Origin of the sequence: Ectothiorhodospira lacustris (genome assembly GCF_022227845.1) — a bacterium.
Taxonomy (GTDB): domain Bacteria; phylum Pseudomonadota; class Gammaproteobacteria; order Ectothiorhodospirales; family Ectothiorhodospiraceae; genus Ectothiorhodospira; species Ectothiorhodospira lacustris.
Genome location: NZ_JAJNQN010000010.1, coordinates 100,824 through 124,950, shown reverse-complemented (window position 1 = coordinate 124,950; position 24,127 = coordinate 100,824). Strand labels below are relative to the sequence as shown.

Annotated in this window: 35 protein-coding genes; all 35 read right to left on the bottom strand. The window is 60.4% G+C overall.

Going from position 1 to position 24,127, the window contains the following annotated elements; genetic code table 11:
- Positions 1–100 precede the first annotated feature (100 nt).
- On the bottom strand, positions 101–994 hold the full coding sequence (locus LQ956_RS09130; protein ID WP_238620740.1) for a prenyltransferase: 894 nt from the start codon (positions 992–994) through the stop codon (positions 101–103).
- Between the two features lie 94 nt (positions 995–1,088).
- Complete coding sequence (locus tag LQ956_RS09125) at positions 1,089–1,817, bottom strand: SAM hydrolase/SAM-dependent halogenase family protein (RefSeq protein WP_238620742.1); 729 nt, start codon at positions 1,815–1,817, stop codon at positions 1,089–1,091.
- Positions 1,818–1,928: 111 nt separating this feature from the next.
- Complete coding sequence (rplQ, locus tag LQ956_RS09120) at positions 1,929–2,315, bottom strand: 50S ribosomal protein L17 (RefSeq protein WP_238620744.1); 387 nt, start codon at positions 2,313–2,315, stop codon at positions 1,929–1,931.
- A 41-nt stretch (positions 2,316–2,356) separates the two neighbouring features.
- Positions 2,357–3,361 (bottom strand): DNA-directed RNA polymerase subunit alpha, encoded by a 1,005-nt coding sequence (locus LQ956_RS09115; RefSeq protein ID WP_238620746.1) that lies wholly within the window; start codon positions 3,359–3,361, stop codon positions 2,357–2,359.
- Between the two features lie 18 nt (positions 3,362–3,379).
- The gene (rpsD, locus tag LQ956_RS09110; protein ID WP_238620748.1) at positions 3,380–4,000 is read right to left on the bottom strand and encodes a 30S ribosomal protein S4; all 621 of its coding nucleotides are present in this window, start codon (positions 3,998–4,000) and stop codon (positions 3,380–3,382) included.
- A 15-nt stretch (positions 4,001–4,015) separates the two neighbouring features.
- On the bottom strand, positions 4,016–4,405 hold the full coding sequence (rpsK, locus tag LQ956_RS09105) for a 30S ribosomal protein S11 (RefSeq protein ID WP_008933184.1): 390 nt from the start codon (positions 4,403–4,405) through the stop codon (positions 4,016–4,018).
- A 24-nt stretch (positions 4,406–4,429) separates the two neighbouring features.
- Complete coding sequence (rpsM, locus tag LQ956_RS09100; RefSeq protein WP_238620749.1) at positions 4,430–4,786, bottom strand: 30S ribosomal protein S13; 357 nt, start codon at positions 4,784–4,786, stop codon at positions 4,430–4,432.
- A gap of 67 nt (positions 4,787–4,853) precedes the next feature.
- On the bottom strand, positions 4,854–4,967 hold the full coding sequence (rpmJ, locus tag LQ956_RS09095; RefSeq protein ID WP_008933182.1) for a 50S ribosomal protein L36: 114 nt from the start codon (positions 4,965–4,967) through the stop codon (positions 4,854–4,856).
- A gap of 24 nt (positions 4,968–4,991) precedes the next feature.
- A complete protein-coding gene (gene secY / locus LQ956_RS09090; RefSeq protein ID WP_347402036.1) occupies positions 4,992–6,347 on the bottom strand; it encodes a preprotein translocase subunit SecY in 1,356 nt (451 codons plus the stop codon).
- Entirely contained in the window at positions 6,348–6,779 is a 432-nt protein-coding gene (rplO, locus tag LQ956_RS09085; protein ID WP_238620750.1) for a 50S ribosomal protein L15, read from the bottom strand. It lies immediately after the preceding gene.
- Between the two features lies 1 nt (position 6,780).
- On the bottom strand, positions 6,781–6,969 hold the full coding sequence (gene rpmD / locus LQ956_RS09080) for a 50S ribosomal protein L30 (protein WP_238620752.1): 189 nt from the start codon (positions 6,967–6,969) through the stop codon (positions 6,781–6,783).
- Positions 6,970–6,971: 2 nt separating this feature from the next.
- Positions 6,972–7,475, bottom strand: coding sequence for a 30S ribosomal protein S5 (gene rpsE / locus LQ956_RS09075; RefSeq protein ID WP_238620754.1), 504 nt, complete (start codon positions 7,473–7,475; stop codon positions 6,972–6,974).
- Positions 7,476–7,488: 13 nt separating this feature from the next.
- A complete protein-coding gene (rplR, locus tag LQ956_RS09070; protein ID WP_238620756.1) occupies positions 7,489–7,842 on the bottom strand; it encodes a 50S ribosomal protein L18 in 354 nt (117 codons plus the stop codon).
- A gap of 14 nt (positions 7,843–7,856) precedes the next feature.
- On the bottom strand, positions 7,857–8,390 hold the full coding sequence (gene rplF / locus LQ956_RS09065) for a 50S ribosomal protein L6 (RefSeq protein ID WP_238620758.1): 534 nt from the start codon (positions 8,388–8,390) through the stop codon (positions 7,857–7,859).
- A gap of 13 nt (positions 8,391–8,403) precedes the next feature.
- Positions 8,404–8,799, bottom strand: a complete 396-nt coding sequence (gene rpsH / locus LQ956_RS09060) for a 30S ribosomal protein S8 (protein WP_238620759.1) — start codon at positions 8,797–8,799, stop codon at positions 8,404–8,406.
- A gap of 16 nt (positions 8,800–8,815) precedes the next feature.
- A complete protein-coding gene (gene rpsN, locus LQ956_RS09055; RefSeq protein ID WP_008933174.1) occupies positions 8,816–9,121 on the bottom strand; it encodes a 30S ribosomal protein S14 in 306 nt (101 codons plus the stop codon).
- Between the two features lie 14 nt (positions 9,122–9,135).
- A complete protein-coding gene (gene rplE / locus LQ956_RS09050; RefSeq protein WP_238620760.1) occupies positions 9,136–9,675 on the bottom strand; it encodes a 50S ribosomal protein L5 in 540 nt (179 codons plus the stop codon).
- A 10-nt stretch (positions 9,676–9,685) separates the two neighbouring features.
- Positions 9,686–10,006, bottom strand: coding sequence for a 50S ribosomal protein L24 (gene rplX / locus LQ956_RS09045; protein WP_238620762.1), 321 nt, complete (start codon positions 10,004–10,006; stop codon positions 9,686–9,688).
- A 17-nt stretch (positions 10,007–10,023) separates the two neighbouring features.
- Positions 10,024–10,392, bottom strand: a complete 369-nt coding sequence (gene rplN, locus LQ956_RS09040) for a 50S ribosomal protein L14 (RefSeq protein WP_200176790.1) — start codon at positions 10,390–10,392, stop codon at positions 10,024–10,026.
- 40 nt (positions 10,393–10,432) lie between these two features.
- Complete coding sequence (rpsQ, locus tag LQ956_RS09035; protein ID WP_008933170.1) at positions 10,433–10,699, bottom strand: 30S ribosomal protein S17; 267 nt, start codon at positions 10,697–10,699, stop codon at positions 10,433–10,435.
- Between the two features lie 4 nt (positions 10,700–10,703).
- Positions 10,704–10,901 carry a 50S ribosomal protein L29 gene (gene rpmC, locus LQ956_RS09030; protein ID WP_238620764.1) on the bottom strand — a complete coding sequence of 66 codons (198 nt, stop codon included), beginning with the start codon at positions 10,899–10,901 and terminating at the stop codon, positions 10,704–10,706.
- On the bottom strand, positions 10,901–11,314 hold the full coding sequence (gene rplP, locus LQ956_RS09025; RefSeq protein ID WP_200176788.1) for a 50S ribosomal protein L16: 414 nt from the start codon (positions 11,312–11,314) through the stop codon (positions 10,901–10,903). Before rplP ends, rpmC begins: the two co-directional genes overlap by 1 nt.
- An 11-nt stretch (positions 11,315–11,325) precedes the next feature.
- Positions 11,326–12,012, bottom strand: a complete 687-nt coding sequence (rpsC, locus tag LQ956_RS09020; protein ID WP_238620766.1) for a 30S ribosomal protein S3 — start codon at positions 12,010–12,012, stop codon at positions 11,326–11,328.
- Between the two features lie 15 nt (positions 12,013–12,027).
- Positions 12,028–12,360: a 50S ribosomal protein L22 gene (gene rplV, locus LQ956_RS09015; protein WP_008933166.1), complete on the bottom strand. Its 333-nt coding sequence runs from the start codon at positions 12,358–12,360 to the stop codon at positions 12,028–12,030.
- A gap of 9 nt (positions 12,361–12,369) precedes the next feature.
- Positions 12,370–12,642 carry a 30S ribosomal protein S19 gene (rpsS, locus tag LQ956_RS09010; RefSeq protein WP_008933165.1) on the bottom strand — a complete coding sequence of 91 codons (273 nt, stop codon included), beginning with the start codon at positions 12,640–12,642 and terminating at the stop codon, positions 12,370–12,372.
- Between the two features lie 14 nt (positions 12,643–12,656).
- Positions 12,657–13,481 carry a 50S ribosomal protein L2 gene (rplB, locus tag LQ956_RS09005; RefSeq protein ID WP_238620768.1) on the bottom strand — a complete coding sequence of 275 codons (825 nt, stop codon included), beginning with the start codon at positions 13,479–13,481 and terminating at the stop codon, positions 12,657–12,659.
- A gap of 18 nt (positions 13,482–13,499) precedes the next feature.
- Positions 13,500–13,796 carry a 50S ribosomal protein L23 gene (gene rplW / locus LQ956_RS09000; RefSeq protein ID WP_238620770.1) on the bottom strand — a complete coding sequence of 99 codons (297 nt, stop codon included), beginning with the start codon at positions 13,794–13,796 and terminating at the stop codon, positions 13,500–13,502.
- The gene (gene rplD / locus LQ956_RS08995; RefSeq protein WP_238620772.1) at positions 13,793–14,398 is read right to left on the bottom strand and encodes a 50S ribosomal protein L4; all 606 of its coding nucleotides are present in this window, start codon (positions 14,396–14,398) and stop codon (positions 13,793–13,795) included. Before rplD ends, rplW begins: the two co-directional genes overlap by 4 nt.
- Before the next feature lie 5 nt (positions 14,399–14,403).
- On the bottom strand, positions 14,404–15,048 hold the full coding sequence (gene rplC, locus LQ956_RS08990; RefSeq protein ID WP_238620773.1) for a 50S ribosomal protein L3: 645 nt from the start codon (positions 15,046–15,048) through the stop codon (positions 14,404–14,406).
- Positions 15,049–15,180: 132 nt separating this feature from the next.
- Positions 15,181–15,495: a 30S ribosomal protein S10 gene (gene rpsJ, locus LQ956_RS08985; protein ID WP_008933160.1), complete on the bottom strand. Its 315-nt coding sequence runs from the start codon at positions 15,493–15,495 to the stop codon at positions 15,181–15,183.
- A gap of 5 nt (positions 15,496–15,500) precedes the next feature.
- Positions 15,501–16,691: an elongation factor Tu gene (gene tuf / locus LQ956_RS08980; RefSeq protein ID WP_238620774.1), complete on the bottom strand. Its 1,191-nt coding sequence runs from the start codon at positions 16,689–16,691 to the stop codon at positions 15,501–15,503.
- Between the two features lie 53 nt (positions 16,692–16,744).
- Entirely contained in the window at positions 16,745–18,844 is a 2,100-nt protein-coding gene (gene fusA / locus LQ956_RS08975; protein WP_238620778.1) for an elongation factor G, read from the bottom strand.
- Positions 18,845–18,887: 43 nt separating this feature from the next.
- Positions 18,888–19,355, bottom strand: a complete 468-nt coding sequence (gene rpsG / locus LQ956_RS08970) for a 30S ribosomal protein S7 (protein WP_238620779.1) — start codon at positions 19,353–19,355, stop codon at positions 18,888–18,890.
- 20 nt (positions 19,356–19,375) lie between these two features.
- Positions 19,376–19,753 (bottom strand): 30S ribosomal protein S12, encoded by a 378-nt coding sequence (gene rpsL, locus LQ956_RS08965; protein WP_008933192.1) that lies wholly within the window; start codon positions 19,751–19,753, stop codon positions 19,376–19,378.
- A gap of 132 nt (positions 19,754–19,885) precedes the next feature.
- On the bottom strand, positions 19,886–24,112 hold the full coding sequence (rpoC, locus tag LQ956_RS08960; RefSeq protein WP_238620781.1) for a DNA-directed RNA polymerase subunit beta': 4,227 nt from the start codon (positions 24,110–24,112) through the stop codon (positions 19,886–19,888).
- Positions 24,113–24,127: the final 15 nt, after the last annotated feature.

Genomic DNA, 24,127 nt, shown 5'->3' with positions numbered 1-24,127 from the left:
CCCCTCACCTCAGCCCCTCTCCCACAAGGGGAGAGGGGCTTTGATTGCTGCCTTCCAACTCCGAGGAAAGAGGTTTTTTACCCCCCCCCCTCAACAATAGCTACAGCACAAGCTCCAAAGCGAAGGCACACAGAAACAGCAAAGCAAATATTGCAAACAGCTTTCCGGTCAAAGGCGGCAGATCGCTGCGGTCCGCCTGCCGGTTCACCACCTTCATCAGCGGCACGTAGGCTAGGGGCAGGGAGAAGAGGAGTTGCCAGACCCAGGGCAACACACCGGACAGCCATAACCCCAGACTCGCCAGATATGCGCCCGCAAGCAGAGCCACATACAGGTACCGGCCTGCGTCGAGTCCGATCCTTACCGTCAACGTACCCAGACCATGCCGACGATCTTCTTCATGATCCCGAATCTCATTCGCCAGCAGCACCAGGGATGTGAGCAGACCGAAAGGAATGCTCACTGCCAGCATGGACAATGATAGCGGGGCGCCCATGGCCATGGCGGACCCACCTACCAGCAGAACCCCCATGAACCAGAAGACCAGTACGACCCCAAAACCCCGCCGCTTGTAGTGAATGGGCTCAGAAGAATAGAAGTACCCCCCCAAAAGACCCGCGATGATGATTACCAGCAAGGGCCACCCCTGCATCAGCACAAGCCCCAACCCGATCAACAAGGAAAGACCGAAAAAGATCACTCCCAGTGTGTAGTTGCGCCTGACGTGCTCGATGGCTTCCGCCCATTCCCTGCGCGCTTCTCCTTCCGCAGCCAGACAAAAGGACTCCAGAACCGGCAGATCGGCATGGTCATTGATCAGATTCACGGCCGCCTGAATCAACACCCCGGCCCCGATGATCACCATCGCCAACCAGAGACTGCCGTACCCCTGCTGCAGTGCCAGCAGAGTGCCCAAACCACAGGCGGCGATTGCCACGGTGTAGGAGAAGGGCCGGATGGCTCGTCTGAATCGATACGCGCCCGCAGGCTTCATGGAAGTCTCCTGAAGATGATCGAGCTGGGCAGGATATACGGGATCCGCAACCAGGTGAAAGACGGACACCCCCCACCCCTTGGAAGGGGAAGGATCATGCCCGACACTCAATACCGCTGCCGACCTGCAGCCCCAGACGCTTGGCGGCGCTGCCCCGGTTCACAGCAATCTCCACCAGCCCCATGGCATTGCGATACCAGAACACGACTCCCGCCGCCGCCTCCCCGAAAACCCGGCAGTATGGAAGCCCCTCCCCCGCCACGCTGAGTATCACCTCATCACCCAGCAGGTCGGCCGGGATGCCGGTCATGACATTACCGTAGACATCCACATAAACCACTTCCCACAATACCTCCGGCCAACCCCAGCCCTGCAGGTCGCCAACCTCAACGATGTCGCCCGGGACCGGCTCCCCATTGGCCAGCATGGCTGCCACCGGCGCAAACAGATCCCGGCCGTGGAAGCTATCGGAAAGGCGATGAGGCCTCCAGTGGACGACCCACGCCCCCAACACGCCAAGACTACGAACTGCCGGAATCAGCAAGCCATTATCCGGCCCGACAAACCAGTGCGTGCCGGCGCGCAGCACCAAGGGTCGACGCAGAGTCCCCACTCCCGGGTCCACCACACAAAGGAATACACAACCCGGCGGGAAGGGAGCCAGCAAGGATCGCAGCAGGCAGGCGGCTGCCTGCGGCCGGAAGGCAGGCGCATCGGTCTGCAGATGAATCACGCGGGATCGAGGCGCCCGATGAGCCAGCACGGCCTCCATCTGCCCCAGATAGGGACCCTCTCTTCCAAAGTCGGTGAAGGTCACGATCATGAATCCGCCCTCCAATGCTTCAACGGTGCCGGACAGCGCGGATACGAAAAAGCCGGCACAAAGGCCGGCTTTTTCGTATCACCATGAAACAGAACACAATGCCGAAGAAGATTACTCCGCAGCCTCCGCAGCCACAGGCTCCGGACGATCCACCAGTTCCACGTAAGCCATCGGCGCATTGTCTCCCTTGCGGAAACCACACTTCAGGATGCGCAGATAACCACCCGGACGGGTCTGGTAACGAGGACCCAGCTCATTGAACAGCTTGCCCACGATCTCGTCGTCCCGCAGACGCGCAAAGGCGAGACGGCGGGTATGGACGCTATCTTCCTTTGCCAGAGTGATCAAAGGCTCAGCCACCCGGCGCAGTTCCTTCGCCTTGGGCAGCGTCGTCTTGATCGCTTCGTGGCGGAACAGCGACAACGCCAGGCTCTGCATGGTGGCCTTGCGGTGTGAACTGTTGCGATTAAGTTGCCTACCCGAGTGACGGTGACGCATGGCTTTTATTCCTTAAGTCAAAATCTGCGAGACGACCGGAGTTAGCCGGCGCTCTTCTTTTCGTGTTCTTTAAGGCCCGGCGGCGGCCAGTTCTCAAGACGCATACCCATGGACAAGCCATGAGAGGCCAGCACGTCCTTGATCTCGGTCAAGGACTTCTTCCCCAGGTTCGGGGTCTTGAGCAGCTCCACTTCGGTTCTCTGAATCAGATCACCAATGTAGTAGATGTTCTCCGCCTTCAGGCAGTTGGCCGAACGCACCGTCAATTCCAGATCGTCCACCGGACGCAGCAGGATCGGGTCGATGTCCATGGACTTGCTTTCCTGGGTGATGGTTTCATCACCTCGCAGTTCCACAAAGGCCATCAACTGACTCTGCAGGATCGTGGCAGCCTGGCGAATGGCGTCGTCCGGAGACACGGTACCGTTGGTCTCCAGCTCGATGACCAGACGGTCCATGTCCGTGCGCTGTTCCACACGGGCACTTTCCACGTTGTAAGCCACACGCCGAATCGGGCTGAAGCTGGCATCCAGCATCAAACGGCCGATCGGGCGATCCTCACCATCGGCCTGACGACGGGCGGACACCGGTTGATAACCACGGCCCTTCCCCACCTTCAGGGTCATATTCAGCTCACCGCTCTTGGTGAGATGGGCAATGACATGATCCGGATTCACGACTTCCACGTCATGATCCAGGGTGATATCACCGGCAGTAACCACACCCGGCCCCTTCTTCTTCAGGACCAGGGTGGCTTCGTCCCGAGCGGTCATGCGCAGTGCAATGCCCTTGAGGTTCAACAGGACATCGACGACATCCTCCTGAACCCCTTCGAGGGTGGTGTACTCATGCAACACACCTTCGATCTCCGCCTCCACCACGGCGGCGCCGGGAATGGAGGACAGCAAAATACGGCGAAGCGCGTTGCCGAGTGTATGACCGAAACCCCGCTCAAGCGGCTCCAGCACCACCTTGGACACATTGTCCGTGATGGACTGGACCTCGATATGTCGAGGCTTGAGGAGTTCGTTGACCTTGGTCTGCATCAAAGACCTCGTAACTAATTACTTGGAGTAGAGCTCGACCACCAGGGATTCGTTAATATCCGCCGGCAGGTCGCTGCGCTCAGGAGCGTTCTTGAATACGCCTTCCATCTTCTTGGTGTCCACGTCCACCCACTCGGGGAAGCCGAACTGCTCAGCCAGCGCCAGGGAATCCTGGATACGGACCTGCTTGCGGGACTTCTCACGAATGGAGATCACGTCCGTGGGCTTGACCTGATAGGAAGCGATATTCACGGTGCGGCCGTTCACCTGGATGGCCTTGTGACTTACCAGCTGACGGGCTTCCGCGCGCGTACTGCCAAAGCCCATCCGGTACACCACGTTGTCCAGCCGGCATTCCAGCAGACGCAGCAGGTTATCACCGGTGGAGCCTTTGAGTCGGCTCGCTTCCTTGTAGTAGTTGCGGAACTGACGCTCCAGCACTCCATAGATACGGCGCAGCTTCTGCTTTTCACGCAGCTGCACACCGTAGTCGGACAGGCGGGTGCGGCGATCGCCGTGCTGCCCGGGAGCTTTGTCCAGCTTGCACTTGGAATCCAGTGCGCGGACGCGGCTCTTCAGGGACAAGTCGGTGCCTTCGCGGCGACTCAGCTTGCACTTGGGACCAATATAACGTGCCATGGTGCTCCTCCGGGACTATACGCGCCGCTTCTTCGGCGGACGGCAACCATTGTGGGGAATCGGCGTGATGTCGCTGATGTTCGTAATCTTGAAGCCCACGTTATTCAGGGCGCGAACCGCCGACTCCCGCCCCGGGCCAGGACCCTTGACGAGCACTTCCAGATTCTTGAGACCATATTCCTGAGCAGCCGTACCGGCACGCTCAGCAGCCACCTGGGCGGCGAACGGCGTGCTCTTGCGGGAGCCGCGGAACCCGGAACCACCGGCCGTGGCCCAGGACAGGGTATTGCCCTGGCGGTCGGTGATCGTCACGATCGTGTTGTTGAAGGACGCATAGACATGCGCCACACCGTCGGAGACGGACTTCTTGACCTTCTTACGGGTCCGGGTGGGGGCCTGTGCCATACCTGTTTCCTGTAATCCTGATAATTACTTGCGGATGGGGCGACGCGGTCCCTTGCGGGTGCGCGCATTCGTGCGGGTACGCTGACCGCGCAGAGGCAGGCCGCGACGGTGGCGCAAGCCCCGGTAGCAACCCAGATCCATCAAGCGCTTGATGTTCATGGAGGTTTCGCGACGAAGATCACCTTCGACGCTGAAACGCCCCACTTCCGTACGCACCTTCTCCACTTCGTCTTCGGAGAGATCGCGGATCTTGATGTCCGGACGAATCCCAGCCGCCACGCAGATCTTCTGGGCACGGGTTTTACCAACACCGTAGATTGCCTGAAGGGCAATCACGGCATGTTTGTGGTCCGGAATATTGACACCTGCTACACGAGCCATCCAGCTATCTCCAAGCACCGGCGGAAAAGCCGGGTATTCTAACCAGTGAACGCCGCCGAATCAACGGTTAACCCTGCCGCTGTTTGTGACGGGGATCCGAGCAGATCACACGCACAACACCGTTGCGGCGGATGATCTTGCAGTTGCGGCAAATCTTTTTTACAGACGCACGTACTTTCATCTCAATTTCCTCTAGCTGGGCCTGCTATCGCAGCATGCCCGACTTGCCATAGCCTTTCAGGTTGGCCTTGCGCATCAATCCCTCGTACTGATGGGACACCAGGTGCGCCTGCAACTGCGCCATGAAATCCATCACCACGATCACGATGATCAGCAGGGACGCACCACCGAAATAAAAGGGCACGTTCCAGTACAGGATCAGGAACTCGGGCATCAGACACACGGCGGTGATGTAGATGGCACCGACCGCCGTCAGACGGGTCATGACGCTATCAATGTACCGCTCGGTCTGCGCCCCCGGCCGGATACCTGGAATAAAGGCACCTGATTTTTTCAGGTTTTCCGCCGTCTCCCGGGCATTGAAGACCAACGCCGTGTAGAAGAAGCAGAAGAACACGATCGCCGCACCATAGAGCATCACATAGAGCGGCTGTCCAGGGCCCAGGGCCGTCGACAGATCCCGCAACCAAGTCATACCCTCCGCCTGCCCGAACCAAGTCCCCAGAGTGGCGGGGAACAGGATGATACTGGAGGCGAAGATGGCCGGGATCACACCCGCCATGTTCAGCTTCAGGGGCAGATGACTACTCTGACCACCGAAAACCTTGCGTCCGACCTGACGCTTGGCGTAGTTCACAGTAATGCGACGCTGACCACGCTCCACGAAGACGATGAAGCCAATCACCGCCATGCCCATGGCCATGAGCAGGATCACGAAGGCCGGCGACAGCTCACCGGTGCTGGCCAGCTCTAGGGTACCACCCAGGGCACCCGGCAGACCGGCAACGATCCCGGCGAAGATGATGATGGAAATACCGTTACCGATACCCCGCTCCGTCACCTGCTCGCCCAGCCACATCAGGAACACCGTACCGGTCACCAGGGAGACCACCGTGGTGAAGATGAAGCCGATACCCGGATTGACGGCCACCGTGGTGTCGCCAATCACCTGCTGATTCAGCGCAATAGCAATACCGATACTCTGAATCAACGCCAGAAACACCGTGCCGTAGCGGGTGTACTGAGTGATCTTGCGCCTGCCCGGCTCCCCTTCCTTCTTGATCTGTTGCAGGGCCGGCACCGTTGCAGCCAGAAGCTGCATGATGATGGCCGCCGAGATATACGGCATCACCCCGAGGGCAAACAGACTCAGACGCTCAAGGGCTCCACCTGCGAACATGTTGAACATGTCCAGAATGGTCCCCGACTGAGCGTCGTAGAACTGCGCCATTGCAATGGGATCGATCCCCGGCACCGGGATGAACGTCCCGATACGGTAGACCACCAACGCCATCAGCACAAACAAAAGGCGCTGGCGAAGTTCAGTGAACTTCCCCAGCCCGCCTAATGTTGCGCCCCCTGCTGTATTGGAAGCGGCCACTTAGTCCTCGATCTGCCCGCCGGCGGCCTCAATGGCAGCCCGCGCGCCCTTGGTTACGGCCACGCCCTTGAGGCTCACGGCCTTGTCAATGGAACCCGAAGCAATCACCTTGGCCTTGACGGTCTGCGTCGGCACAACGCCGGCAGCCTTCAGTGCGGCCAGGTCGATCACGCCTTCCAGGCCCGCCAGTTCGTGCAGACGCACCTCGGCACTGCCGGCACTGGTACGGGAGCGGAAACCCACCTTCGGCAGACGACGCTGCAAGGGCATCTGACCGCCCTCAAAGCCCACCTTGTGGTAGCCACCGGCACGGGACTTCTGACCCTTGTGACCGCGACCACCCGTCTTGCCCAGACCGGAGCCGATACCGCGACCCAGACGCTTGGCACTGGGACGGCTGCCCGGGGCCGGGCTCAGATTGTTCAGTCTCATCTCAAACCTCCTCAACCTTCAGGAGATAGGATACCTTGTTGATCATCCCCCGATTTTCCGGCGTATCCTTGACGACCACCGGATTGTGGATACGACGGATGCCCAGACCACTCAGACAAGCCTGATGGCTCTTAAGCCGCCCATGCTTGCTGCGGATCAGCGTCACCTTGAGTTCGTTCGCGGCTGCCATGATTACCCCACGATCTCTTCGAGTTTCTTGCCACGCTTGGCGGCGATAAGCTTCGGATCATGCACGGCGATCAGGCCGTTCAGGGTCGCACGCACCACGTTGATGGGGTTGCGCGAACCGATGCATTTGGCCAGCACGTTACGCACACCTGCCACCTCGAAAACGGCACGCATGGCACCACCGGCGATAATCCCGGTACCTTCGGAGGCGGGCTGCATGAAGACCTTCGCGGCGCCGTGACGGGAACTCACGGAGTAATGCAGCGTGCCATCGTTGAGAGGGACGGAGCGCATATTCTTGCGCGCGGATTCCATCGCCTTCTGGATAGCCAGGGGTACTTCACGGGCCTTGCCGTAGCCAAAGCCGACCTTACCGTTGCCGTCACCGACCACGGTCAGGGCAGTAAAACGAAACTGGCGTCCACCTTTGACCACCTTGGCCACACGGTTGACGGAGATGAGCTTCTCCTGAAGGCCGTCGTTCTCGCTCGCATTCACACTTGCCATTGCATCACCCTTGTCAGAATTCCAGGCCACCTTCGCGGGCGGCATCGGCCAGCGCCTTCACACGGCCGTGATACTTGAACCCCGAGCGGTCGAACGCCACTTTCTTGATACCCTTGGCGACCGCACGCTCGGCAATCAAACGGCCCACGGCGGCAGCCGCTTCGATATTGCCGGTGGACTTCAGGCCTCCGCGCAAATCGGCTTCCACGGTGGAGGCGCAGGTCAGCACCTCGGAACCGGAGGGAGCGATGATCTGCGCATACACGTGCCGCGGCGTGCGGTGCACGCAGAGGCGATGGGCGCCGAGTTCACGGATCTTGTACCGGGCCCGTTTGGAGCGCCGGAGTCGAGCTTCTTTCTTATCCATTGCGGTCACCTAGCCTACTTCTTCTTCGCTTCCTTGCGGATGATCTGTTCATTCGCATACCGGATACCCTTGCCCTTATAGGGCTCCGGCGGACGGTAGCGGCGAATCTCGGAGGCAACCTGCCCCACCTTCTGCTTGTCGACGCCCTTCACCAGAATTTCGGTCTGGGTGGGGGTCTCAATGCTGATGCCTTCCGGCACCGGATATTCCACCGGGTGGGACAGACCAAGGGTCAGGTTCAGCTTGCTACCCTGCGCCTGGGCACGGTAGCCCACGCCCACGAGTTCCAGCTTGCGCTGGAAACCTTCGCTCACACCCACCACCATGTTGTTCACGACGGCGCGCATTGTACCTGCAATGGCATTGTGACGGGTATCACCATTAGCGGGTTTGAAGGTCAGTACACCTTCTTCCTGGGCAATCTCGACGTTCGGGTTGGCCGGGAAAGCAATATCTCCCTTCGGCCCCTTCACGGAGATCGACTCACTGCTGATAGACACATCGACGCCCTTGGGCAGTGCGATGGGGTTTTTCGCTACTCGGGACATGGCTTCAATCCGATTAGGAGACGATGCAAAGTACTTCGCCGCCCTGACCCTGGGCGCGGGCCTGGCGATCAGTCATCACACCTTTGGAGGTGGAGACGATGGCGACACCCAGTCCGCCGATCACCTTGGGCAGTTCATCCTTGCTACGGTAGATCCGCAGACCCGGCCGGCTGACGCGTCGGATGGTCTCGATTACCGGTTGGCCCTGGAAGTACTTCAGCTTCACCGTCATGACGGGTTTCTTGTCCTGCTCGTTCACCACCACATCGGCGACGTAGCCTTCATCCTTGAGGACGTTGGCGATAGCCACTTTCAGCTTGGAAGACGGCAGGCTGATTTCGGTCTTGGCAGCGCGCTGGCCATTACGGATGCGGGTCAGCAGATCTGCCACGGGATCGGTCATGCTCATATCAGGTGTTTCCCTCTTACCAGCTCGACTTGACCAGGCCCGGGACATCCCCGCGCATGGCCGCCTCGCGCAGCTTGTTGCGACCCAGGCCAAATTTCCGATAGTACCCATGGGGACGGCCGGTCAGGTGGCAGCGGTTGCGCTGGCGCACAGGACTGGAATCACGGGGCAGCTTCTGCAGCTTCATCACTGCAGCCATGCGATCCTCGTGGCTCGTCTCCGGGTTCTGGATGAGCGCCTTCAGCTCTGCGCGCTTCGCCGAGTACTGCTTAACCAACTGGGCGCGCTTGAGTTCGCGCATCATCATGGAAGTTTTGGCCATACTCTATAAACCTCTTATTGCTTGAACGGGAAGCGGAACGCTTCCAGCAGCGCCCGGCCTTCCTCGTCGGTCTTGGCCGTGGTGGTGATGGTGATATCCATACCGCGCAGGGCGTCGATCTTGTCGTAGTCCACTTCGGGGAAGATGATCTGTTCCCGAACGCCCATATTGAAATTGCCGCGACCGTCGAAGGACTTGCCGGAGATACCACGGAAGTCACGCACACGGGGCAGTGCCACGTTCACCAGACGATCGAGGAATTCGTACATCCGCTCCCGGCGCAGGGTCACCTTGCAGCCAATGGGGTAGTCATCGCGGATCTTGAAGCCGGCGATGGACTTGCGGGCACGGGTTACCACGGGCTTCTGACCGGCGATGGCGGTCATGTCGCTCAGGGCATGCTCGATGATCTTCTTGTCGGCCACCGCCTCACCCAGACCCATGTTCAGGGTAATCTTGGTGATGCGCGGAACCTCCATGACGTTGGAATAGTTGAAGCGCTCCATGAGCTGCTTCACCACCGTCTCCTGATAAAATGCTTTAAGCCTAGCCATCTGATCCACCTTAAGACGCGTCGACGACTTCGTTGTTGGACTTGTAGACGCGCACCTTCCGGCCGTCCTCCAGAGCCCTGAACCCGACGCGGTCGCCCTTGCCGGACGCAGGGTTGTACAGCATCACGTTGGAGGCATGCAAGGGCATCTCCTTGTCGATGATGCCGCCACTCACGCCTGCATACGGGTTGGGCTTCTGGTGCTTCTTCACCATGTTGACGTTCTGGACCAGCACCCGATCATTATCGAGCACCCTCAGAACGGTACCGCGGCGGCCCTTGTCTTTGCCGGCGATGACAACCACGTCATCACCCTGTCGAATTCTGCGCATCGTCTCTTACCTCAGCCTTACAGGACTTCCGGCGCCAGTGAAATAATCTTCATGAACCGCTCGCCGCGCAGCTCGCGGGTCACGGGTCCGAAGATACGGGTGCCGATGGGCTGGAGCTGGTTGTTGAGCAGAACGGCCGCGTTGCGGTCAAAGCGCACCACCGAACCATCCGGACGACGCACACCCTTGGCCGTCCGCACCACTACGGCATTATAAACCTCGCCTTTTTTCACCTTGCCGCGGGGGATGGCGTCCTTGACGCTCACCTTGATAATGTCGCCCACACTGGCATAGCGGCGATGAGAGCCGCCGAGCACCTTGATGCACTGGACCCGGCGCGCCCCGCTGTTGTCCGCTGCATCCAAAACCGTCTGCATCTGAATCATGTTCTGATCTCACTTCGTATCGGTGTTCACTTGCACCGGCTTACTCAGGCGCGCGCTCAACGACCTTAAGCAGACGGAACGTCTTGGTCCGGGACATGGGACGGCACTCCTTCACCAGGACCTTGTCGCCCATCCGGGAATCGTTGTTCTCGTCGTGCACATGGAGCTTCGTGGAGCGACGCATGTACTTACCGTACAGTGGATGCTTGACCCGGCGCTCAATGAGCACGGTACGGGTCTTGTCCATCTTGTCGCTCACCACACGGCCGGTGATCGCACGCTGTTCTTTCTGTTCCTGTTCGCTCATGACTTCACTCGCCTGCCATCGAACGCTGATTCAGCACGGTCTTGATGCGGGCAATATCCTTGCGGAGCTTGCCGAAGCGGTCAGGACGCGGCGACTGGCCGGTGCCCTTCTGCATGCGCATTTTGAACTGCTCGCGGTAGAGCTCCAGCAGTTCGCCTTGCAGCTCATCGCTGCCTTTTTCACGTACTTCGCTTACCTTCATCACATCACCTGCCGAGTCACAAATGCGGTCTTGATGGGCAGCTTGGCGGCGGCCAGGCGGAAGGCTTCCCTTGCCACTTCCTCACTGACGCCTTCCATCTCATAGAGCACACGACCGGGCTGAATCTTGCACACCCAGTACTCCACGTTGCCCTTACCCTTACCCATACGTACTTCAACGGGCTTCTTGGTGACCGGCACATCCGGGAACACCCGGATCCAGATCTTTCCGCCACGTTTGATGTGACGGGTCATGGCACGACGGGCCGCCTCAATCTGGCGGGCCGTAATCCGGCCCCGATCCATGGACTTCAGGGCGTATTCACCGAAACTGACCTTTTCGCCGGAGGTGGCGAGACCGCGGTTCTTGCCCTTGAACTGCTTGCGGAATTTGGTCCTCTTGGGCTGCAGCATCTTTCAACTCCTCAGTTAACCGCGGCCTTGCCATCCTGGGGAGCGTCCGTCTTGCTATCGAAGTCGAACACCTCACCCTTGAACACCCACACCTTGACGCCGATGATGCCGTACGTGGTGCGAGCTTCGGCAAACCCATAATCAATGTCAGCACGCAACGTGTGCAGCGGCACGCGGCCTTCCCGGTACCACTCGCTGCGGGCAATTTCCGCACCATTCAAGCGACCGGCCACATGAACCTTCACGCCCAGGGCGCCCAAGCGCATGGCATTGCCCACGGCGCGCTTCATGGCGCGGCGGAACATGATGCGGCGCTCCAGCTGCTGGGCGATCCCTTCGGCGACCAGTTGCGCATCGGTCTCCGGCTTGCGGATCTCTTCAATGTTGATCTTGACGTTAGGGACAGCCAGACCCAGGCGACCCGCCACTTCTTTGCGCAGGGACTCGATGTCTTCCCCTTTCTTGCCGATGACGATACCCGGACGCGCCGTGTGGATCGTAATGAACGCCTGGCGCGCAGGCCTGGCGATCTGGATCCGGCTGACAGAGGCCTGGGCCAGTTTCTGCTTAAGGAACTGACGAATTTCCAGGTCCTTGTGCAGGTTATCCGCATAATCTCGTCCGTCGGCGTACCAGGTTGACGCCCAGTCGGCGGAGATCCCAAGGCGGAAGCCGATCGGATTTACTTTCTGACCCATCTCAGACCCCTAACTTTACTCAGCGCTCACGGCCACAGTGATATGGCTCGTGCGTTTCGTGATCCGGTTGGCACGGCCTTTCGCCCGTGCCGCGATGCGCTTGAGAACCGGCCCCTGGTCCACACAAATGCGTGATACCTTGAGCTCGTCCACATCAGCGCCGTCATTGTGTTCTGCGTTGGCAATGGCCGACTCGAGAACTTTCTTCACCAGGTGAGCACCCTTTTTAGGGCTGAAGCTCAGCACCTGGAGGGCCCGCTCGACGGGCAGTCCCCGAACCTGATCCGCCACCAGGCGGCATTTCTGCGGCGATATACGCGCAAATCGCAGTTGAGCCATGGTTTCCATGATGATCCCCTACCTAGCCTTCTTGTCGGCCACATGCCCCTTGAAGGTACGCGTTGCCGCGAACTCCCCGAGCTTGTGACCCACCATGTTCTCGCTGACCAGCACGGGCACGTGCTGACGCCCGTTATGCACGGCGATGGTCAAGCCCACCATTTGCGGAATGACCATCGACCGGCGAGACCAGGTCTTGACCGGACGCCGGTCATTGTTGGCAGCGGCGGTTTCGACCTTCTTCAGCAGATGATGATCGACAAAAGGACCTTTCTTGAGCGAACGCGGCACTGACCTATCCCCTCTTACTTCGCTTTGCGACGGCGAACAATCATGTTGTCCGTGCGCTTGTTCTTGCGGGTCTTGTAACCCTTGGTCGGCACACCCCACGGGGTGACCGGATGCAGACCGAAGTTCCGGCCTTCACCACCACCATGCGGGTGGTCCACCGGGTTCATGGCCGTACCGCGAACGGTGGGTCGGATACCCAGCCAACGCTTCGCACCGGCCTTGCCGAACTTGCGCAGACTGTGTTCCTGGTTACCCACCTCACCGATGGTGGCGCGGCAGTCCGCATGCACCTTGCGCATCTCGCCGGAGCGCAGGCGCAGGGTCGCATACTGACCTTCGCGGGCCACCAGCTGGACGCCGGCGCCGGCACTGCGAGCCAGCTGGGCGCCCTTGCCGGGACGCATCTCGATGCAGTGCACCACGGTACCCAGCGGAATGTTCCGCAGGGGCAGTGCGCTACCCGGCTTGATCGGAGCATGCACGCCGGAAACGATCGGATCGCCCGCCTTCACGCCACGGGGCGCAATGATATAGCGCCGCTCGCCGTCTGCATACAGGACCAGCGCAAGATGCGCCGTGCGGTTCGGATCATACTCCAGGCGCTCAACCTTGCCCGGAATATCATCTTTGTTCCGCTTGAAGTCCACGATGCGGTAGTGCTGTTTGTGTCCGCCGCCCACGTGCCGCACAGTCACGCGGCCCTGGTTGTTACGACCACCCGACCGGTGCTTCTTTTCCAGCAGAGGACCGAAGGGCTCGCCCTTATGCAGATCGGGCGTCACCACCCGGACCACAAAACGACGGCCCGCGGAGGTGGGTTTCGACTTGACGATCGCCATCTCGCGTTACCTTTCCGATTACTCGTTGCCGGCCAATTGAATATCGTGACCTGCTTCCAGAGTCACGTAGGCCTTTTTCCAATGCTTGCGGCGTCCGGCGTGGACACCCATGCGCTTGCGCTTACCCTGCTGGTTCAGCATGCGCACGGAGTTGACCTTGACTTCAAACAAGGATTCAACCGCCTTTTTCACTTCAACGCGGGTAGCGTCGACGGCCACTTTGAACACGTGCTGATTGTTCAGCTCAGCCAGCATGGTGCCTTTCTCAGACACATGCGGGGCCACCAGGACCTTGAGCAATTTTTCCTCGTTCATGACAGCCACCCTTCAACTTGCTTCAGCGCCGGCACGGTGATGACCACCTTGTCGAAGCCCACCAGAGCCACCGGATTCAGATCAACCACCTCACACACGCCCACGCGGAGCAGGTTGCGAGCAGACAGATAGAGATTGATATCCGCCTCACCGGTAACGATCAGGGCGCCGTCGAGATTCATGCCGTCCAGCTTGGCCTTCAGATCGCGGGTCTTGGGGGCATCGATGCTGAAAGCATCCACCACCACCAGACGCTCCTGACGGACCAGCTCGGAGAAGATGCTGGCCATGGCGGCGCGGTACATCTTCTTGTTCAGTTTCTGGGAATAATCCCGGGGACGAGCGGCAAAAGTCACACCACCCCCACGCCACAGTGGGCTGCGGATAGTACCGGCGCGAGCGCGGCCGCTACCCTTCTGACGCCAGGGCTTGGCGCCACCGCCGCGCACATCACTGCGGCTCTTCTGCGCCTTGGTACCGGCACGACCGCCTGCCATATAGGCAACCACGGCCTGGTGCACCAGGGCCTCGTTAAAATCCCGACCGAACGCGCGATCAGAGACCTCGACGTCCTGCTGGGTGTCTTGAACCTGAAGCTTCATGAGATTCAACCTTTCGCCTTAACAGCGGGACGCACCAGCACGTCACCACCGGTGGAACCCGGCACCGCGCCACGAATCAGGAGCAGATTGCGCTCGACATCAACCCGGACAACTTCCAGGTTCTGCACGGTGCAGCGCTCATTACCCATCTGGCCGGCCATCTTCTTACCCTTGAACACGCGACCCGGGGTCTGGTTTTGACCGATCGAGCCCGGCGCCCGATGAGAGCGCGAGTTACCATGGGTGGCATCCTGCATGCTGAAATTATGACGCTTGATGACACCCTGGAAGCCCTTACCCTTGCTGGTCCCGGTGACATCCACCTTCTGACCTGCAGAGAAGACTTCCACATTGAGGCTGGCACCGGCTTCGATACCTTCGCCCTCACCATCCTCAAGACGGAATTCCCAAAGACCACGCCCGGCTTCCACGCCGGCCTTGGCCAGGTGGCCCGCCAGGGGCTTGGAAACACGACTTGCCCTGCGACTGCCCACCGCGACCTGCACGGCCCGATAACCATCCCGGTCGCCGGTCTTAACCTGCGCCACCCGGTTAGGCTCAACCTCGATGACAGACACCGGCAGGGAGACTCCGTCTTCAGTGAAGACACGAGTCATGCCCACCTTGCGACCGACCAGTCCGATTGCCATGACACTACCTCTTGCTTCCGCCCCGAACCGGAGCGCCGAAGAAATTATTCTGCGTTCTGAAAATCACGGCCCGGCACAAGTTACCCTGCACCGGGCCATGGAAAGCCAACAATTATGCCACAACTATTGTGGCTAGTTAAGCTTTATTTGCACATCCACGCCAGCGGCCAGATCCAGCTTCATCAGGGCGTCCACAGTCTTGTCGGTGGGGTCCATGATGTCCATCAGGCGCTTGTGGGTCCGGATCTCGTACTGATCCCGGGCATCCTTATTGACGTGCGGAGAAATCAGCACGGTAAAGCTTTCCATCTTGGTCGGCAGCGGAATCGGGCCCTTCACACGAGCACCGGTCCGCTTCGCGGTTTCCACGATCTCACTGGCGGAACGATCGATCAGACGATGATCGAAGGCCTTGAGGCGAATACGGATTCTCTGCTTGGCTGCCATGATGCTTACTCGATGATCTTGGAAACGACGCCGGCACCGACGGTACGGCCACCTTCACGGATCGCGAAGCGCAGACCGTCTTCCATCGCGATCGGCGCGATCAGGGACACGGTCATCTTCACGTTGTCACCCGGCATCACCATCTCGATGCCTTCCGGCAGATCGCAGGAACCGGTCACGTCCGTGGTACGGAAATAGAACTGCGGACGGTAGCCGTTGAAGAACGGGGTGTGACGACCACCCTCTTCCTTCGACAGCACGTAAACTTCCGCTTCAAACTTGGTGTGCGGGGTGATCGAGCCGCTCTTGCACAGCACCTGACCACGCTCCACTTCGTCACGCTTCGTGCCGCGCAGCAGCACACCCACGTTGTCACCCGCCTGACCCTGATCCAGCAGCTTGCGGAACATCTCCACGCCGGTCACGGTGGTCTTGATGGTGTCGTGGATACCCACGATGGAGACTTCGTCTCCCACCTTCACGATGCCGCGCTCGATACGACCGGTCACTACAGTACCACGTCCGGAGATGGAGAACACGTCTTCCACCGGCATCAGGAACGCACCGTCGATGGCACGCTCAGGCTCCGGAATGTATTCGTCCAGGGCGGTAATCAGCTTGTCGATCGCCGGCATGCCGATATCGGAAGTGTCGCCTTCCAGTGCCTTCAGCGCAGAACCCACGATGATCGGAGTATCGTCGCCAGGGAAGTCGTAACTGGACAGCAGGTCACGCACTTCCATATCCACCAGCTCCAACAGCTCGGCGTCGTCCACCATGTCGGCCTTGTTCAGGAACACGACGATGTAGGGCACACCCACCTGACGGGCCAGCAGGATGTGCTCGCGGGTCTGGGGCATCGGGCCGTCAGCGGCAGACACCACCAGGATCGCGCCGTCCATCTGCGCCGCACCGGTGATCATGTTCTTCACGTAGTCGGCGTGGCCGGGGCAGTCCACATGGGCGTAGTGACGATTATCAGACTCGTACTCCACGTGCGCGGTGGCAATGGTGATACCGCGAGCGCGCTCTTCCGGGGCGTTGTCGATCTGGTCGTAGGCACGGGCCTCACCACCAAATTTCTTCGCCTGAACCACCGTCAGCGCCGCCGTCAGCGTGGTCTTGCCATGGTCAACGTGACCAATGGTGCCCACGTTCACGTGCGGCTTCTTACGCTCAAATTTTTCCTTCGACACCTTGTATTACCCCTTCAATATTCGAATCTGGTGACGTCCGATCAAGCCGATCTTCAGGACGACTTCTTGATGACCGCTTCAGCCACGCTGGCCGGCGCTTCCGCATACTTGGAAAACTCCATGGAGTACACGGCGCGACCCTGGGTGGCGGAGCGCAGGTCGGTGGAGTAGCCGAACATCTCGGCCAGCGGCACCTCGGCGCGAACGATCTTGCCCGCCGGGGCATCGTCCATACCCTGCACCAGACCGCGACGACGGTTCAGGTCACCCATCACGTCGCCCATGTATTCTTCCGGCGTCACCACTTCCACCTTCATGATGGGCTCCAGCAGCACGGCGCCCGCCTTGGCGGCGCCCTCCTTGAAGCCGATGGAACCGGCGATCTTGAACGCGGCTTCGGAGGAGTCCACATCGTGGTAGGAACCGTCGAACAGGGTGACCTTCACGTCCACCACCGGGAAGCCGGCAATGACACCGTTCTTGATCTGCTCCTGCACGCCCTTGTCCACCGCCGGGATGTATTCCTTGGGCACCACACCACCCACGATACCGTTGACGAACTCGTAACCGGAACCGGCCTCAAGCGGCTCAATGCGCAGCCAGACGTGACCGTACTGACCACGACCACCGGACTGACGCACGAATTTGCCTTCCTGCTCCACCTTCTTGCGGATGGTTTCCCGGTAAGCCACCTGGGGCTTGCCCACATTGGCCTCCACCTTGAACTCGCGACGCATGCGGTCGACGATGATGTCCAGGTGCAACTCGCCCATGCCGGAAATGATGGTCTGGCCGGATTCCTCGTCGGTACGCACCTGGAAGGAAGGATCTTCCTGAGCCAGCTTGGACAGGGCCACGCCCATCTTTTCCTGGTCGCCCTTGGTCTTGGGCTCCACGGCCACGGAGATCACCGGCTCGGGGAACTCCATGCGCTCCAGGGTGATGATATTGCTCAGATCACACAGGGTATCGCCGGTGCCGACATCCTTCAGACCCACCGCAGCAGCGATGTCGCCCGCCCGCACTTCCTTGATCTCTTCGCGGGAGTTGGCGTGCATCTGCACGATACGGCCGATGCGCTCCTTCTTGCCCTTGACCGGGTTGTAGACGCTGTCGCCGGATTGCACCACACCGGAATAGACACGGAAGAAGGTCAGCGTACCCACGAACGGGTCGGTGGCGATCTTGAACGCCAGGGCGGCAAACGGCTCGTCATCGGTGGAATGACGCACGCCTTCACTCTCGGCGGCATCATCAAGAATACCTTTGATGGCCAACACGTCGGTGGGCGCCGGCATGAACTCGATGATGGCGTCCAGCATGCGCTGCACGCCCTTGTTTTTGAAGGCGGTACCACACAGAGCGGGAATCACTTCATTTCTGAGCGTACGGGCACGCAGACCCTGCTTGATCTCATCAACGCTCAGCTCACCGCCTTCCAGGTACTTTTCCATCAGCTCTTCGGAGCCTTCGGCGGCAGCTTCAACCATGTGCTCACGCCATTCGTTGCACAGCTCCAGCATCTCGGCCGGGATATCCTTGGCCTCGAAGGTCATACCCTGAGAGGCGTCATCCCAGTAGATGGCCTTCATGCTGAGCAGGTCCACCACACCACTGAAGGTATCCTCAGCGCCGATAGGAATCACGATGGGCACCGGATTGGCAGCCAGACGATCACGGATCTGCCCGATCACGCGCAGGAAGTTGGCGCCGGGGCGGTCCATCTTGTTGACGAACGCCATCCGCGGCACCTGGTACTTATTGGCCTGGCGCCACACGGTTTCGGACTGAGGCTCCACGCCACCCACGGCACAGAACACGGCACAGGCACCGTCGAGCACACGCAGGGAACGCTCCACTTCGATGGTGAAGTCCACGTGCCCGGGAGTGTCGATGATGTTGACGCGATGCTCCGGGAACTGCTTGTCCATACCTGACCAGAAGCAGGTGGTCGCCGCGGAGGTGATGGTGATGCCGCGCTCCTGCTCCTGCTCCATCCAGTCCATGGTAGCTGCGCCGTCATGCACCTCACCGAGCTTATGGGAGACGCCGGTATAGAACAGAATACGCTCCGTCGTGGTCGTCTTGCCGGCGTCGATGTGCGCCATGATACCGATATTCCGGTAGCGCTCGATGGGTGTTTTGCGTGCCACTTGAAATTACCTCGAAAAGTCTTGTTCTTGGCCGCCGGTTGCCTTACCAGCGGTAATGCGAGAAGGCCTTGTTGGCGTCCGCCATGCGGTGGGTGTCTTCACGCTTTTTCACCGCAGCACCCTTGCTATCAGCGGCATCCATCAACTCGCCCGCCAGCTTCAGGGCCATGGACTTCTCGCCGCGCTTGCGGGAGGCATCCACGATCCAGCGCATGGCCAGGGCGTTCTGGCGCACGGCACGCACTTCCACGGGCACCTGGTAAGTAGCACCACCCACGCGGCGGGACTTCACCTCGACGCGGGGACGCACGTTCTCCAGCGCCTGCTCCAGCACCTGGATACCGTCACCCTTCTTCCCTTCAATCTGGGTCAGGGCGCCGTACAGCACGCGTTCCGCAACGGACTTCTTGCCGTCGCGCATCACGGTATTGATAAATTTGGCGAGCAGCTCACTCCCGTACTTGGGATCGGGAAGAATGGTGCGCTTGGGAGCTTCAGATCTTCTGGACATGGTCTTATCTCAACGAGCCCTTAGGCCTTCTTGGGACGCTTGGCGCCGTACTTGGAGCGAGCCTGCTTACGGTTCTGCACACCCTGGGTATCCAGGCTGCCACGGACCGTGTGATAGCGCACACCCGGCAAATCTTTGACACGACCACCACGAATGAGCACCACCGAGTGTTCCTGAAGGTTGTGACCTTCACCACCGATGTAGCTGGAGACCTCGTAACCGTTCGTCAGGCGCACACGAGCGACCTTACGCAGCGCGGAGTTCGGCTTCTTCGGCGTGGTGGTATAGACACGTGTACACACGCCACGCTTCTGCGGGCAGGCCTCCAGGGCCGGCACGTTGCTCTTTTCCGTCGGGCGCTTGCGCGGCTTGCGCACTAACTGGTTAATTGTTGCCATGAAAGCGTTTCTCCTAGCCCAAAAACAACGACAGGCCGGACCTACCGGCCTGTCGAGGGTGCGATATGTTAGGCAGAGGGCCCGTCAGTGTCAAGACATGACGGGCACACTCACCACCAAAAGACTGCTGAATCATTCCTCGGAGGCCGCGGCGCCGTCCGAATCCCCATTGGATTCGGGCGTCACCGGGGTCTGCGACGGAGCAGCGGCCACTTCCGGCACGGACAAGGACAGGCCCCCGCCGTGACGCCGGCGGCGCCGCTCCTTGTGGTACGCCAGCCCGGAACCGGCCGGGATCAGGCGACCCACGATCACGTTCTCCTTCAGGCCGCGCAGGTCATCCCGGGCACCGCGCACAGCGGATTCGGTCAGCACCCGCGTGGTTTCCTGGAAGGAAGCCGCGGAGATGAAGGATTCCGTGACCAGCGAGGCCTTGGTGATGCCCAGCAACACCCGATCATACAGGGGATGTTGCTTGTCCGGTCCCAGCATATCCATCTCTTCCACCACCCGGGCACGATCCACCTGCTCCCCATTGAGGAAGCGGCTGTCTCCCGGATAGGTGATTTCCACCTTACGCAGCATCTGGCGAATGATCACCTCGATGTGCTTGTCGTTGATTTTCACACCCTGCAGACGATAGACGTCCTGGATTTCCTTGACCATGTACTCGGCCAGGGCGGTTACGCCCAGCAGACGCAGAATGTCGTGGGGGTTGGGTTCGCCGTCGGCGATCACTTCCCCGCGCTCCACATGCTCACCTTCGAACACGTTCACCTGACGCCACTTGGGAATCAGCTCCTCATGGGTCTCGCTGCTCTTCTCATCGGTGATGATCAGACGCTGCTTGCCCTTGGTGTCCTTGCCGAAGCTGACCGTACCGGAACGTTCCGCCAGGATGGCCGGCTCTTTGGGCTTCCTGGCCTCGAACAGATCGGCCACCCGAGGCAGACCACCGGTGATGTCGCGGGTCTTGGAGGATTCCTGCGGGATACGGGCGATAACGTCACCCACCTCCACTGCGGCGCCGTCTTCCAGGTTCACGATGGCGCCGCTCTGCAGCACATAGTGAGCGGGGATTTCGGTACCCGCCAGGCACAGATCCTGACCGTTGGGGCCCATCAGCTTCACCGTGGGACGCAGGTCCTTGCCCTGGGACCCACGAGATTTGGGATCGATGACCACGGTGGACGTCAGTCCGGTGATATCGTCCACCTGCTTGTTCACCGTCACGCCGTCGATGAAGTCGTGGGTACGGATGGTACCGGCCACCTCGGTGATGATCGGGTGAGTATGCGGGTCCCAGGTTGCCACTTCCTTGCCGGCTTCCACGGCCTCGCCATCGACCACCATGATGACCGCACCATAGGGCAGCTTGTAGCGCTCACGCTCACGGCCGGCATCGTCAATGACGCCGATTTCACCGGAACGGGACACTGCCACCAGGTTGCCGTGCTTGTTCGACACCGTCTTGATGTTGTGCAGACGGATGGAACCCTTGCCCTTGACGGAAATGCTGCTGGCGGCCGCGGTACGGCTGGCGGCGCCCCCGATGTGGAAGGTACGCATGGTAAGCTGGGTACCCGGCTCACCGATGGACTGAGCGGCGATGACACCCACCGCCTCACCGATGTTCACCCGGTGTCCACGCGCCAGGTCGCGGCCATAGCATTTGGCACAGATGCCGTGACGGGTCTGGCAGGTGATGGCGGAACGCACCACGACCTCGTCTACACCGGCAGCTTCCATGGTGTCCACGGCGTCCTCATCCAGCAGGGTGCCGCGAGACATGATCAGTTCGCCGCTCAGGGAAAGCACGTCCTCGGACAGCACACGACCCAGCACCCGCTCACGCAGCGGTTCCACCACGTCGCCGCCTTCGATGATGGGCTTCATGACGATACCCTGATCAGTACCGCAATCCGGCTCGGTCACCACCAGGTCCTGGGCCACGTCCACCAGACGACGGGTCAGGTAACCGGAGTTGGCGGTCTTGAGTGCCGTATCCGCCAGACCCTTACGGGCACCGTGGGTGGAGATGAAGTACTGCAGCACGTTCAGACCTTCACGGAAGTTCGCCGTGATGGGGGTCTCGATGATGGAACCGTCCGGCTTGGCCATCAGGCCGCGCATCCCCGCCAGCTGACGGATCTGGGCGGCGGAACCTCGCGCCCCGGAGTCGGCCATCATGAAGATGGAATTGAAGGAAGGCTGCTTGACGAGATTGCCTTGGGCATCTTCCACCTCGTCCTTGCCCAGCTTCTCCATCATGGCCTTGGCCACCTGGTCGTTGGTATGGGACCAGATGTCCACCACCTTGTTGTAGCGCTCGCCCTTGGTCACCAGACCCGAGGAATACTGCTCCTCGATATCCTTCACCTGGGTCTCGGCAGCGGCCAGGATGCCCAGCTTCTCGTCCGGAATCACCATGTCGTTGATACCGAAGGAGACACCGCCCCGGGTGGAGTACTTGAAGCCGGTGTACATCAGCTGGTCGGCGAAGATCACCGTCTCCTTCAGACCCACGCGGCGGTAGCAGTGGTTGATCAGCCCGGAAATGGCCTTCTTGGTCAGATCGCGGTTGACGATCTCGAACGGCAGGCCCGGGGGCAGAATGCGGGACAGCAGGGCACGGCCCACGGTAGTCTGATAGCGGGTCAGGGTCTCCGAACGCTCACCGTCCTCGCTCACCACCACTTCGCGGATGCGCACCTGCACGCGGGCGTGCAGTTCCACCACGCCGTTCTCGTAGGCGCGATGCACCTCGTCCACGTCACTGAACAACATGCCCTCGCCCTTGGCATTGATGCGATCGCGGGACATGTAGTACAGGCCCAGCACGATGTCCTGGGACGGCACGATGATAGGCTCACCGTTGGCGGGCGAGAGGATGTTGTTGGTGGACATCATCAGGGCGCGGGCTTCCAGCTGCGCCTCCAGGGACAGCGGCACATGCACCGCCATCTGGTCGCCGTCGAAGTCCGCGTTGAACGCGGCGCAGACCAGCGGATGCAGCTGAATCGCCTTGCCCTCGATGAGCACCGGTTCAAAGGCCTGAATGCCCAGGCGATGCAGGGTCGGTGCCCGGTTGAGCATCACCGGGTGCTCGCGGATCACCTCTTCAAGGATATCCCAGACCTCCGGCCCTTCCCTTTCCACCAGCTTCTTGGCTGCCTTGATGGTGGTGGCCAAGCCACGGCGGTGCAGCTTGCCGAAGATGAAGGGCTTGAACAGCTCCAGGGCCATCTTCTTGGGCAGACCGCACTGGTGCAGACGCAGGGTCGGACCCACCACGATCACGGAACGACCGGAGTAGTCCACGCGCTTGCCCAGCAGGTTCTGACGGAAGCGACCCTGCTTGCCCTTGATCATGTCGGCCAGGGATTTGAGCGGGCGCTTGTTGGTGCCGGTGATGGCACGGCCGCGACGGCCGTTGTCCAGCAGGGCGTCCACCGCCTCCTGCAGCATGCGCTTTTCGTTGCGCACGATGATGTCAGGGGCATTGAGCTCCAGCAGACGCTTGAGACGGTTGTTGCGGTTGATGACCCGGCGATACAGATCGTTCAGGTCGGAGGTGGCGAAGCGACCACCGTCCAGGGGCACCAGGGGACGCAGATCCGGCGGCAGCACCGGCAGCACCGTGAGGATCATCCACTCGGGCTTGTTGCCGGACTCCAGGAAGGACTCGATCAGCTTCAGGCGCTTGGCCAGACGCTTGATCTTGGTGTCGGAATTGGTCTCGCGCACTTCCGTGCGCAGGCGGCCGGCCTCCTGCTGCAAATCGATGGAGCGCAACAGTTCGAACACAGCCTCGGCGCCCATGCGGGCATCGAACTCGTCACCGTGTTCTTCGATGGCATCCAGGTACTGCTCGTCGCTCAGCAACTGGCCCCGTTCCAGGGTGGTCATGCCCGGATCCACCACCACGAAGGCTTCAAAATACAGCACCCGCTCAATGTCGCGCAGGGTCATGTCCAACAACAGACCGATGCGGGACGGCAGGCTCTTGAGGAACCAGATATGGGCCACCGGGCTGGCCAGCTCGATATGACCCATGCGCTCGCGGCGCACCTTGGTCTGGGTCACTTCCACGCCGCACTTTTCACACACCACGCCGCGGTGCTTGAGGCGCTTGTACTTGCCGCACAGGCACTCGTAGTCCTTGATGGGGCCGAAGATCTTGGCGCAGAACAGGCCATCCCGTTCCGGCTTGAAGGTACGGTAGTTGATGGTTTCCGGCTTCTTGACCTCGCCGAATGACCAGGACCGGATCATTTCAGGGGACGCCAGCGCGATCCGGATGGCATCAAATTCTTCCACCTGGCCTTGCTGCTTGAGTAGATTGAGAAGATCTTTCATCGATTCACCTCGATT

What these genes read in the sequence shown, in the direction of transcription:
- rpsE (WP_238620754.1), bottom strand. Translation starts at nt 7,475, where the DNA reads ATGGCAAGTGTGAATGCGAGCGAGAACGACGGCCTTCAGGAGAAGCTC.
- LQ956_RS09130 (WP_238620740.1), bottom strand. Translation starts at nt 994, where the DNA reads ATGAAGCCTGCGGGCGCGTATCGATTCAGACGAGCCATCCGGCCCTTC.
- rplO (WP_238620750.1), bottom strand. Translation starts at nt 6,779, where the DNA reads ATGAGACTGAACAATCTGAGCCCGGCCCCGGGCAGCCGTCCCAGTGCC.
- rpsD (WP_238620748.1), bottom strand. Translation starts at nt 4,000, where the DNA reads ATGGCACGTTATATTGGTCCCAAGTGCAAGCTGAGTCGCCGCGAAGGC.
- rpsK (WP_008933184.1), bottom strand. Translation starts at nt 4,405, where the DNA reads ATGGCACAGGCCCCCACCCGGACCCGTAAGAAGGTCAAGAAGTCCGTC.
- LQ956_RS09125 (WP_238620742.1), bottom strand. Translation starts at nt 1,817, where the DNA reads ATGATCGTGACCTTCACCGACTTTGGAAGAGAGGGTCCCTATCTGGGG.
- rpsC (WP_238620766.1), bottom strand. Translation starts at nt 12,012, where the DNA reads ATGGGTCAGAAAGTAAATCCGATCGGCTTCCGCCTTGGGATCTCCGCC.
- rpsN (WP_008933174.1), bottom strand. Translation starts at nt 9,121, where the DNA reads ATGGCCAAAACTTCCATGATGATGCGCGAACTCAAGCGCGCCCAGTTG.
- rpmD (WP_238620752.1), bottom strand. Translation starts at nt 6,969, where the DNA reads ATGGCAGCCGCGAACGAACTCAAGGTGACGCTGATCCGCAGCAAGCAT.
- rplQ (WP_238620744.1), bottom strand. Translation starts at nt 2,315, where the DNA reads ATGCGTCACCGTCACTCGGGTAGGCAACTTAATCGCAACAGTTCACAC.
- LQ956_RS09115 (WP_238620746.1), bottom strand. Translation starts at nt 3,361, where the DNA reads ATGCAGACCAAGGTCAACGAACTCCTCAAGCCTCGACATATCGAGGTC.
- rpsG (WP_238620779.1), bottom strand. Translation starts at nt 19,355, where the DNA reads ATGTCCAGAAGATCTGAAGCTCCCAAGCGCACCATTCTTCCCGATCCC.
- rpmC (WP_238620764.1), bottom strand. Translation starts at nt 10,901, where the DNA reads ATGAAGGTAAGCGAAGTACGTGAAAAAGGCAGCGATGAGCTGCAAGGC.
- rplD (WP_238620772.1), bottom strand. Translation starts at nt 14,398, where the DNA reads ATGAAGCTTCAGGTTCAAGACACCCAGCAGGACGTCGAGGTCTCTGAT.
- rplV (WP_008933166.1), bottom strand. Translation starts at nt 12,360, where the DNA reads ATGGAAACCATGGCTCAACTGCGATTTGCGCGTATATCGCCGCAGAAA.
- rplW (WP_238620770.1), bottom strand. Translation starts at nt 13,796, where the DNA reads ATGAACGAGGAAAAATTGCTCAAGGTCCTGGTGGCCCCGCATGTGTCT.
- rpsJ (WP_008933160.1), bottom strand. Translation starts at nt 15,495, where the DNA reads ATGGCAGCCAAGCAGAGAATCCGTATTCGCCTCAAGGCCTTCGATCAT.
- rplC (WP_238620773.1), bottom strand. Translation starts at nt 15,048, where the DNA reads ATGGCAATCGGACTGGTCGGTCGCAAGGTGGGCATGACTCGTGTCTTC.
- rpsQ (WP_008933170.1), bottom strand. Translation starts at nt 10,699, where the DNA reads ATGAGCGAACAGGAACAGAAAGAACAGCGTGCGATCACCGGCCGTGTG.
- rpoC (WP_238620781.1), bottom strand. Translation starts at nt 24,112, where the DNA reads ATGAAAGATCTTCTCAATCTACTCAAGCAGCAAGGCCAGGTGGAAGAA.
- rplN (WP_200176790.1), bottom strand. Translation starts at nt 10,392, where the DNA reads ATGATTCAGATGCAGACGGTTTTGGATGCAGCGGACAACAGCGGGGCG.
- rpmJ (WP_008933182.1), bottom strand. Translation starts at nt 4,967, where the DNA reads ATGAAAGTACGTGCGTCTGTAAAAAAGATTTGCCGCAACTGCAAGATC.
- rplF (WP_238620758.1), bottom strand. Translation starts at nt 8,390, where the DNA reads ATGTCCCGAGTAGCGAAAAACCCCATCGCACTGCCCAAGGGCGTCGAT.
- rpsL (WP_008933192.1), bottom strand. Translation starts at nt 19,753, where the DNA reads ATGGCAACAATTAACCAGTTAGTGCGCAAGCCGCGCAAGCGCCCGACG.
- rplR (WP_238620756.1), bottom strand. Translation starts at nt 7,842, where the DNA reads ATGGATAAGAAAGAAGCTCGACTCCGGCGCTCCAAACGGGCCCGGTAC.
- rplB (WP_238620768.1), bottom strand. Translation starts at nt 13,481, where the DNA reads ATGGCGATCGTCAAGTCGAAACCCACCTCCGCGGGCCGTCGTTTTGTG.
- rplX (WP_238620762.1), bottom strand. Translation starts at nt 10,006, where the DNA reads ATGCGCAGAATTCGACAGGGTGATGACGTGGTTGTCATCGCCGGCAAA.
- rplE (WP_238620760.1), bottom strand. Translation starts at nt 9,675, where the DNA reads ATGGCTAGGCTTAAAGCATTTTATCAGGAGACGGTGGTGAAGCAGCTC.
- rplP (WP_200176788.1), bottom strand. Translation starts at nt 11,314, where the DNA reads ATGCTGCAGCCCAAGAGGACCAAATTCCGCAAGCAGTTCAAGGGCAAG.
- rpsH (WP_238620759.1), bottom strand. Translation starts at nt 8,799, where the DNA reads ATGAGCATGACCGATCCCGTGGCAGATCTGCTGACCCGCATCCGTAAT.
- rpsM (WP_238620749.1), bottom strand. Translation starts at nt 4,786, where the DNA reads ATGGCTCGTGTAGCAGGTGTCAATATTCCGGACCACAAACATGCCGTG.